The following is an 8,781-nucleotide window of genomic DNA, read 5'->3' as shown; positions in this document are numbered from 1 at the left end:
CCCCCCCCCAGCCAAGCTTTACAAAATAGCGGCAGGCATGCATCCCGGTATAGCCCGCCGCTCCGGTAATGACTATGACAGGCCGACGTGGTTCCGCTGTGCTTCTGTCCATTCCAGCAGCTCCTTCAGCATGATGCTGTAGTGAGGAACATCGTAGAGCAGATCGGCCCGGGTAGAACGAAGCGTCCGATCCTGTACCGGCTCATCTTTCGGCACGATCCGAATATCCTCCCTCTTCCAGATGTCTTTGAACAGCAACAGCAAATCATGCTTGCTGATCGGTTCAGGGTGAACCAGATGAATAAGTCCATCCAGTGGCTCATTCATAAGCATCCGTATCGCTTTAGCCAATTCCAGTGTCGTGACCCCGTTCCAAAAAACACGGCGATACCCGTCAACATCTCCGCTCTGCTGCAAAAACCAGTGCAGCAGACCAATGCCTCCCGCCCGAATTTCCGGGCCGATAATGGAGGTGCGAATGGTCAGATGCCCTGCCGCCTTTACTTCTCCGAGTATTTTCGTCACGGCATAGGCGCTTGTCCCGTCAGGCTGATCCGTCTCCTTGTATAGACCAGGAACCCGCTTTCCCTCAAATACGCAATCCGTGCTGATATGAATGAGACGGGCACCGATGCCGTCCGCCGTCCGCTGAAGAAGATGAGGCAGCAGACCATTGATTTGGTATGCTGTAATCTGATCCTCCCCGGCATACTGATTCAGTACGCCTACCGCGTTAATGATGACATCTGGCCGCACACTCCGCACCAGTTGCTCCACCATAAAGCTGTCCCTTACATCCAGCAGCAGACCGCCTTTACTTTCGGGATCACGGGTGGTGTAGAAGACGTTATACCCGCCCTGATGTTGAAAGTAATCGACCAGGACATGGCCCGCCATGCCGTTACCGCCCAAAATAAGCAGCTTCATTTAATGAACCCCCCGCTCTGGAGGATGCTTCGAATTTCCTTTTTGGACATCAGATTGAACTCCGAGCTAAAGCTGCTGAATGACACCGGAGGGCACTGACTATAGCGGTCTTTTAATTGAGGAATGTTTAAAGTTGGGAGAATGACTAAATATTGATCGTCATACACAACTGTTGTCAGGCTTTCAAAATCACTCATCAAAATCTCATGAATTTTCTCGCCGGGACGGACACCTTGTTCCACAATTTCTACGTTTTCCACACCCGAATCTTCAATGAGTACCTCAGCCAGATCCAAAATACGGCAGGTTGGCATAGTCATGATAAAAATTTCTCCGCCGATGCTTTCCACCGAGGCTTTGAACAGGAGACTGATTGCATCACGCAGGGTCAGGAAAAAGCGGGTCATTTTCATATCTGTAATCGAAACCTTGCCCTTTTGGCGAATCTGACTTTGAAACAGATGCACTACGCTGCCGTTGGTACCCAATACATTACCGCCACGCACCGTCACAAACCGTGTATCACTATTCAGCAGATTGGCGTAGACAATCAGTTTTTCCCCAATCGCTTTGGTCATGCCGTAAAAATTGGACGGATTCGCAGCCTTGTCAGTCGATATATAAATTACTTTTTTTACCTCATTGGCAACAGCGGCCTCGATTACGTTTTGCGTGCCTACGACATTGGTCTTGAGTGCTTCATAGGGCTGATCCTCGCAGACAGGCACGTGCTTGAGGGCCGCCAAATGAAACACATAGTCCACACCCTGACAAGCGGTAATCAGCGCCTCCTTATCCCGAATATCCCCAATACAGAAGCTGAGTCGTGCATCCTCAAACTGTCTGCTCATGGCAACCTGGCTCGATTCTCCGCGTGAATAGATAATGACCTCTTTGGGATTACGCGGCAGTAGCTGGGTAACCAGCTCATGCCCCCAGGAGCCGGTACCGCCGGTAACCAAGATACGTTGATTTTCAAACATGCCGTTTCCCTCCAAGCAGAAATTTAACTACTTTATCCGACACATCTTCCGCCAGATAGCCTGCGGGACACTGCCAGTTATGCTGCATCCCGGTCATTAAGGCTACCGCGTTCGCTATAACCTCGCCGTCGAGTCCGGATACGATATTACTGCCGCAATCTACCGTTTCCGGCCGTTCTGTCGTCCGGCGCATCGTGACTGTTGGCACGCCCATGACGCAGCATTCCTCCTGTACGGTACCGCTGTCCGTCAAAGCACAGCGGGTATGCCGCTCCAGCAGCACAAAGTCAAAAAATCCGAACGGTTCGTGGAATTCCACCAGCGGATCAAGCCGGGTCGGCGGATGGCTTGCGATTCGGGCGGCGGTGCGAGGATGAATGCTGCAAATGATCCGCTGCCCGAATCGCTGGGCTACCCGGTTAAGACCATCCAAAATAGCCAGCAAATGCGGCGGATGGTCAACATTTTCAGCTCTGTGGGCAGTAACCAGGAAATATTCCCCCGGCGACAGTCCGAGCTTATTCAAAATATCGCTGCCGGACACCTCTTTCTCATAGTGCTGCATCACTTCGTAGATCGGATTCCCAGTCAGTATAATTCGTTGACTCGGAAAGCCCTCCCGTATGAGATGCTGCTTGCTTTGCTCTGTATACGGCATATTAATCGTAGAAATGGCGTCAATGACGCGGCGGTTCTTCTCCTCCGGCACATCCAGATCATAGCAGCGGTTTCCCGCCTCCATATGCACGACCGGGTAGCCCATACGTTCCGCAAGCAATGCACATAAAGCACTGTTCGTATCACCTAGCAGCAGCACATGATCCGGGCGTTCCTTGTTTAAAATCTCCTCCATCTGCGAATACATGGCAGACAGCTGTTTGCCTAGCGTTCCTGCCTTCTCCTGAAGCACATAGTCCGGGGCACGCAGGCCCAGCTCGCGGAAGAATTGCCCGCTCAGGCTTTCGGTGTAATTTTGGCCCGTATGCACAAGCACATGTTCATCTGCATGTCGATCCAGCTTTGGAATGATTAGGCTGAGCCGTATAATTTCCGGTCTTGTGCCGAGCACGGTCAATATTTTCATAGTTTTGGAACCCACCTTTGCTGTCGTTGTTTCATTAAGCTGTGGAGTTCAATATGAGATTCATCCAGCAGGCTGGCTATGCTCCAGTTTGATGTTCAGTTTGATGTTCAGTTCAACGGTCCGGTGTATGTTCACCCGGACCGTTGTCTTGTATGCCGTCCCCCCTTAAGCGTGATTCGCTTTCGCTTATGAAGGTGTTGTCGCCGTGACTTTAGTTTTCGCTTGAGCTTGGGCGACATTGTCGATCCCTGAGTACTCTTGCGACGACTCCTGCCGTTGCTGCTACTGTTGTGCTTACGGCTCTTGCGGTGGCGTAGTCTGATATGCCTGCGACCCTTCGGCCATCTTGCACGAATGCTACGCTTGCTGCGGGGCGTTTCTGGCTGTAGCTCAGGTACTGGGGGAGCTGGTTGCGGCAGGCCTTGGATGGCTGCATATTCGATCGGCGGCAACCCCAGCACAGGCAGCTGACAAACCACAGATTCGGGAAATTCTCGAATTGTGCTGGTAAACGCCTCAGGTATAGCAATGACCTGACGCAGTCCTTCACCTTCCCTCGTCCATACAGGTCCACCCGGCTGCTGAATCAGTGGAAACCAATGGGGATGATGACACAACCATTGACTTACCATGAGATGCAAGTTGCCTCGATAGGACTCGGGTCCGTAAACACGTGTAGCCGCGCTGTTATTACGTATACCAATTCGTTTGATTTCCTCGGGATGATTGAGCAGATAACCCACTTTTTGCGCCAGCATGTCGCTGTTGCCCGGTTCCACCAAAAAATCTGTGTTTCCGGTCGCCTCCATCAATTCGACCAATCCGCCCTGCGCAAAGGCTACAACAGGCTTGCCGTAAACCAACCCTTCCAGTGCAGTCAGACCAAAACCTTCCTCCACCATACTGGGGATCACAACAATATCCATCGCACTATAGGCAGTCGACACAGACTCCTCAAAGGAGTTGAACTGAAAGCGGCGACTAAAACGAGATTGGCGGATTAACGAGACGCATTTTACGTAATATTCCGAGTCTACCGAGCTGCCGATAATCCAGAAACGACAGCGCGAATTGGTTTCGCACAGCTTTAAGGCCATCTGGACAAAAGGCAGCAGCCCCTTGGCTTCGTAGATAAAGGAAGAAATATAACCAATACAAATATGAAAATCCCGCAGTCCCAGCTTTTCACGTTTTCTTTTCCGTTCCAGTACATGCTCCTTGGGTGGCGGCATATCCATATCCCGACAAGGTGGTAGCACCGTATGCAGACGTGTCAGCCCCCCGCCGTGCAAAGGACGCATAACGGCCTGTGAGATGCCGATGACCCATTGACTGTAGCGCTCTATGATGGAGACTGAGACTGGCGTATGCTCATTCTGGTTAATGACCTCGGTTATTTTCCAGATCACCGGAATATTAAGCTCCTGGGCAGCTATCGCGGGCATAACGTTCACACAGGTATTGACCAGCACCACATCAGGACGGGCTTGCTGGAGCATTTGGAGCAACGGTGCATACGCAACATGGCTTCGCAAATTCTCCGCATCCTGCGCTAAGCCCTCATACGGGGTATACATGCCGTGCAGCATGAACAGGCTCTGAATCTGAACAGTGATCCCGCGCTTGCGTGCAATCGTAGTCAGACGCCCTTCACCGGGTGTTACCAGAATACAGTCAAAGTACGTACGAATGTCCAAACAGAATTGCAATAGCAGCTTCTCGGCTCCCGTAATACTACGGACGTTGCTGACATGGCTGAATAGCATCATTTTCGGCTTGATCGGAGTTCACCTCCTTTAAAATAGCAACCAGCAGATGTGCGATTGATATTATGGAAATACAATCGACAGCAACTGGTCTATCCGGTGACCATACGTGTGCTCCCGCAAGGTTCGTTCCAGCGCGCGCAGGGCAATTTCACGACGTTCCTTTTCATGTGTCAAATAAAACTCAATCTTCTCCAGTAATTCCTGCTGAGAGCTGTACGTCTCAATCTCCTCTCCCGGCTTGTAAAAACGGGCCAGATCATCTCTTGTATCTGTCAGCTGCAAGGTACAACTGGCAGAAATTTCGAACGTGCGCGGATTCGGAGACGCCCCCGGAATTTTCAGCGTGTTGTTGTTCACCGAATCATCCTGATGGGAACGATGAAGATTAATCACGATCTTGCTGCCGTTATAAGAATCATTTGTTTCGGCCGGGGACATCCAGCGGCCCAGTTCAATTTTGTCGCCATAAGACTGATAATCAGGAAGGCGATCCCACCAGATTCCATTGATTTTAATGTTACGTGCCATCAGTTGGGGCATAATCGGATTAAAGAAATAGACGCGATTCCAATAAGCCGAGCCGGTAAAGCCGATTTCACGTCTTATCGAAGCAGGCGAGCTGAGAGGGAAATAGTGAGTCAGAAATGCCCCGAAAGGCAAATAGTGTACTGAAGAGCAGCCCAACTGACGGTACAACTCTATACAATTCATTTCCAGCGTGAATACATGATCATAGTGCGGAACAATTTTAGTCGTGGTATCGGTGTAATAAGGATCGTCTGTGAGCCAGATGGTGGTTGGAATGCCCAACTGGCGTACCGCAGTAACCTGCTCCACTGGAAGATCCATTCCATCCAGTGACAGCATCAGATCCGGACGGAGCTGAGCGGCAATATCTCCTACCGGCTGGCGCGGGTCCGTGACGGTAACCTGAGCCGTCATGCTTTGCAGCGTGTTAATGACCGCCTCATCCAGCGGAGAATACGGAAGGCCTTTACCCGAGACGACATACAGTACATGGATTTGCCGAAAAGGAAAAACGGCCTTCGTCCGGGAAACAATCGCGTTGGCACGTCCTCGCAGATATCCTTCGTCATAGCCGTCATGGAGCCCCGCAGCTCTTCCCTTTTCCCAAGAGGCTGCCGCCGTCTGATGAACAGCCGGGTCATACGGTCCTGTCGTAGATATCGTCATCACTTTCACTCCTCACTGTATTTGGTATTTACTCTAGGCCATCGCCTTGTCCAGCAATTCTTCCATGCGATTTGAGTACATATGCTTTTGCATGGTGGTGCGCAGCGCGCGCCAGGCCATACGTTCCCGCTCCCAGTCATGCTTGAGATAGTAGTCCAGCTTGACCTTCAGTTCCTCTGCTCCAGAGTAGGTTTCGATATCATAGCCTGGTTGGTAATAACGGCTCAGGTCTTTCCGAATGTCCGTCATTTGAAGCGTACCGCAAGCCGCAATTTCGTATGTCCGTGGATTGATGGACTCCGCTGACAGCTGATGTGTATTCCGGTTATCCAGTCCGTGGTCTGTCGGGCGGTGCATATTGAGGACAATTTTGGAGCCGTTATAGTATTGAGCGGTCTCCCACGGCTCCATAAAAACCGGACGGATAAAACGTTCCAGCACATCTCGGCGAGTCAGTCGATCCCAGTGCCCACCTACGATCAGCACTCTTTTGTCTGCAAGAAAGGGAGCGAGGTAGTCAAACAGCTTCACCCGGTTCCAGAAGGCATTCCCGATGAAGCAAACATCATGCTGATGCTCCCGTTCCACCCGCCTTGGATAAAAGATACGAGCTGATGCTGCAAGCGGCAAATAGTGTACCCTCGCTACTCCCTGATCGCGATAAAGCTGCAAGCAGGACATTTCGTGCGTAAATACGACATCGTAGGATTGACAGATCAACGCTGTATCCTCCGTAAAGTAGGGATCGTCTACAAACCAGATGGCCGTACGAATGCCCAAGGCTCGTATTTGCTGCACCTGCTCCAGATGATCCGCCGGAAAAATATGCAGCCCGTTCAGGACCAGCACGAGGTCGGGGCGATGGACCTCGGCGTCAGCCAGCATCGTGGCGGGCGTACCGATGACAAATGCGCTGCACATTTGGCTTAGTGCGTCTTGCACACCAGTGTCTATAGCTGTGAAGCCTTGCGGAATGTACAACACTTTCAAAGGGCGAACAGCAGGCTGTATTCCCACGACCTGTGACAGAACAGCCGTGCAACCGCCCATTCTGCGTCCTTCCCGGTAGCCGCATCGGTATGCTTCGCGTTCATTTCCGCTTCGTTGATCTTTCACATCCTTCACCCTGTCCTGTTGTAAGATAAACTTCTGTCACTCCTAAACTATATGCGGAGGGGTCAAACGCATCATGGACGACTGCCACTGCCCGGACAAAATTGGCGTTTGCCCGTCCAACTGCCAAATCGCAAATAACCCCGAAGCTGTTAGCCTCGGGGGAGCAATATTCAATGATCTGACTATTTACTGAGCCTTGTATGCGATCTGATGACCATCTTCATAGCCTTTGGCAAAGCCGGAATTGAAGCCTTCGTTGTAAGCTGCATCATACCCCTGCTGAAATGCCTGCGGATCATGCTCCAGACGGGCAGGCTCGGACTGTGGATTTTCCGCAGCAGGGGCTGCTGCTGGATGGTGAGATTTTTTGCGCCGCCGTAGAAGAGAGTGTCTTCTGCGTGTAGAATGAAGTCCTCTTCTACGTCGTCTTAGAGCAAGCAGACGTCTTCTTCTCCGTTTTAATCTGCGAATGCTGGAACGCCGGGCATCTTTGCGTCTTTTGCGGGCTTTGCCCCGAGCGAAGCGTTCCCACCTTATACTCATGTTCATTCCTCCTTGGCTTTTTCGTGATAGCTTCATTTTTTTGAACAGGGATATGGAGCCACGGCTGTGTCGGTTTCCCATATACCTGCCGTCTTAATGGAATTCCTGCCAGCATTTGCGTGATTTTTCCCTGGTAGTTGCTGAGTATCCGAATGGTTTCCTCCAGACGGGCGGCCGACATTTCCGCATGGGGCGTTAAGTCCGCAAGACTGCTCAGCATCCGGGCGACGGCGTGCTGGCTGGCAGCAATAGATTCCAGCATATCCAGCTTGATCTCACGTTCACGCCTCATGCTCATTAGCTCATATCCCCCGAACCCATGCCTCCCATCATCCCTTCCATTCCGCCACCCTGCTGCTCATCCTGATCCAGCAATGCCTTGAGATTGCTGCAAAGTCCAGTCTGAAGCCGGGTTAGTCCCTCCAGCATTTCCACCATCTGCTCGTGAACCTCCAGTGGCCGTCCCAGTTGCTCTTCATCGGTATCAAATGCGTTGGGCGCCAAATGGTTCAGCGCCCAATTACGCATTTTTTCCGCTTCGACCGCCTTGGCCTCCAGGATCATGGACACGTTCCTTTGCATTTTGGAAGCTGCATCCAGCATATGAATCATTGCTTTTTCCCTACTCATGTGTTCACTCCCTACCCTCGGTTGGTACGTTACTCCTCTTCCGGGTATGCCGTCTCTTTCACGACACGAACGAGCATTTCAGCCATTGCTTCCTGAAGATCGGCAATACCGTTCAAGTAGGCAACGATGCTTTTGTTTACTTGTCCCGAGCTTTCCAGAATGCCCGGAATTCCGTCAAAACGCGGCTCCTCATCCGGCAGTTCATGTATGATCTGCGCCATACGCACGACCACCTGCCGTTCCGCATCCAGCAGCCTTGACATTTGCTGCTGCGAGTGCGAAATATGAATTAGCAAATCATCTACCTCGTTATGCATAAGCCCCTCCTTTATGTGCTCCGCCTTGCGGAACCCACGAATACCTACGGGCTTTCCGCTACTACAGCGTATGCCGCAGCGAGTAGTCGGTTCCGCCTAAAAGCGCCTATTCCGATCATTACAGATGCCCCTGCAGCACAGGTGGCGCAATAATCGGCTGCTCCTCCACCAGCACGGACAGATCTCCTGGGGACAACAACCGAATTCGGTAGTCAGCC

At 51.6% G+C, this 8,781-nt stretch carries 9 protein-coding genes and 1 pseudogene; all 10 read right to left on the bottom strand.

The window, feature by feature from the left end; genetic code table 11:
* Positions 1–112: pseudogene (locus L693_RS32070) on the bottom strand (NAD-dependent epimerase/dehydratase family protein); the annotation flags it as partial.
* On the bottom strand, positions 73–927 hold the full coding sequence (locus L693_RS0107435; protein ID WP_025716726.1) for a dTDP-4-dehydrorhamnose reductase family protein: 855 nt from the start codon (positions 925–927) through the stop codon (positions 73–75). The pseudogene L693_RS32070 and the gene L693_RS0107435, both read right to left, overlap by 40 nt.
* Positions 924–1,910: a polysaccharide biosynthesis protein gene (locus tag L693_RS0107430; RefSeq protein WP_025716725.1), complete on the bottom strand. Its 987-nt coding sequence runs from the start codon at positions 1,908–1,910 to the stop codon at positions 924–926. The genes L693_RS0107435 and L693_RS0107430 overlap by 4 nt, the downstream gene beginning before the upstream one ends.
* Complete coding sequence (gene wecB / locus L693_RS0107425; protein ID WP_025716724.1) at positions 1,903–2,994, bottom strand: non-hydrolyzing UDP-N-acetylglucosamine 2-epimerase; 1,092 nt, start codon at positions 2,992–2,994, stop codon at positions 1,903–1,905. Before wecB ends, L693_RS0107430 begins: the two co-directional genes overlap by 8 nt.
* Before the next feature lie 131 nt (positions 2,995–3,125).
* Positions 3,126–4,763: a glycosyltransferase family 4 protein gene (locus L693_RS0107420; RefSeq protein WP_025716723.1), complete on the bottom strand. Its 1,638-nt coding sequence runs from the start codon at positions 4,761–4,763 to the stop codon at positions 3,126–3,128.
* A 60-nt stretch (positions 4,764–4,823) separates the two neighbouring features.
* Entirely contained in the window at positions 4,824–5,957 is a 1,134-nt protein-coding gene (locus tag L693_RS0107415; RefSeq protein WP_025716722.1) for a CgeB family protein, read from the bottom strand.
* Between the two features lie 33 nt (positions 5,958–5,990).
* Positions 5,991–7,082 carry a CgeB family protein gene (locus L693_RS0107410; RefSeq protein WP_025716721.1) on the bottom strand — a complete coding sequence of 364 codons (1,092 nt, stop codon included), beginning with the start codon at positions 7,080–7,082 and terminating at the stop codon, positions 5,991–5,993.
* Positions 7,083–7,259: 177 nt separating this feature from the next.
* Complete coding sequence (locus tag L693_RS30500) at positions 7,260–7,616, bottom strand: hypothetical protein (protein WP_167518603.1); 357 nt, start codon at positions 7,614–7,616, stop codon at positions 7,260–7,262.
* A gap of 297 nt (positions 7,617–7,913) precedes the next feature.
* The gene (locus L693_RS0107400; protein ID WP_025716719.1) at positions 7,914–8,246 is read right to left on the bottom strand and encodes a hypothetical protein; all 333 of its coding nucleotides are present in this window, start codon (positions 8,244–8,246) and stop codon (positions 7,914–7,916) included.
* A 29-nt stretch (positions 8,247–8,275) separates the two neighbouring features.
* The gene (locus tag L693_RS0107395) at positions 8,276–8,563 is read right to left on the bottom strand and encodes a hypothetical protein (RefSeq protein WP_025716718.1); all 288 of its coding nucleotides are present in this window, start codon (positions 8,561–8,563) and stop codon (positions 8,276–8,278) included.
* Positions 8,564–8,781: the final 218 nt, after the last annotated feature.

Source organism: Paenibacillus sp. 1-18, from assembly GCF_000520755.1.
GTDB lineage: Bacteria > Bacillota > Bacilli > Paenibacillales > Paenibacillaceae > Paenibacillus > Paenibacillus brasilensis.
The sequence above is the reverse complement of the archived record's forward strand: the minus strand, read 5'-3'. Positions and strand labels throughout refer to the sequence as shown.

Bases quoted from the DNA above. Each gene is read 5' to 3' on its own strand.
- L693_RS0107415 (WP_025716722.1), bottom strand. From the start codon at position 5,957: ATGACGATATCTACGACAGGACCGTATGACCCGGCTGTTCATCAGACG.
- wecB (WP_025716724.1), bottom strand. From the start codon at position 2,994: ATGAAAATATTGACCGTGCTCGGCACAAGACCGGAAATTATACGGCTC.
- L693_RS0107395 (WP_025716718.1), bottom strand. From the start codon at position 8,563: ATGCATAACGAGGTAGATGATTTGCTAATTCATATTTCGCACTCGCAG.
- L693_RS0107400 (WP_025716719.1), bottom strand. From the start codon at position 8,246: ATGAGTAGGGAAAAAGCAATGATTCATATGCTGGATGCAGCTTCCAAA.
- L693_RS0107430 (WP_025716725.1), bottom strand. From the start codon at position 1,910: ATGTTTGAAAATCAACGTATCTTGGTTACCGGCGGTACCGGCTCCTGG.
- L693_RS0107420 (WP_025716723.1), bottom strand. From the start codon at position 4,763: ATGATGCTATTCAGCCATGTCAGCAACGTCCGTAGTATTACGGGAGCC.
- L693_RS0107435 (WP_025716726.1), bottom strand. From the start codon at position 927: ATGAAGCTGCTTATTTTGGGCGGTAACGGCATGGCGGGCCATGTCCTG.
- L693_RS30500 (WP_167518603.1), bottom strand. From the start codon at position 7,616: ATGAGTATAAGGTGGGAACGCTTCGCTCGGGGCAAAGCCCGCAAAAGA.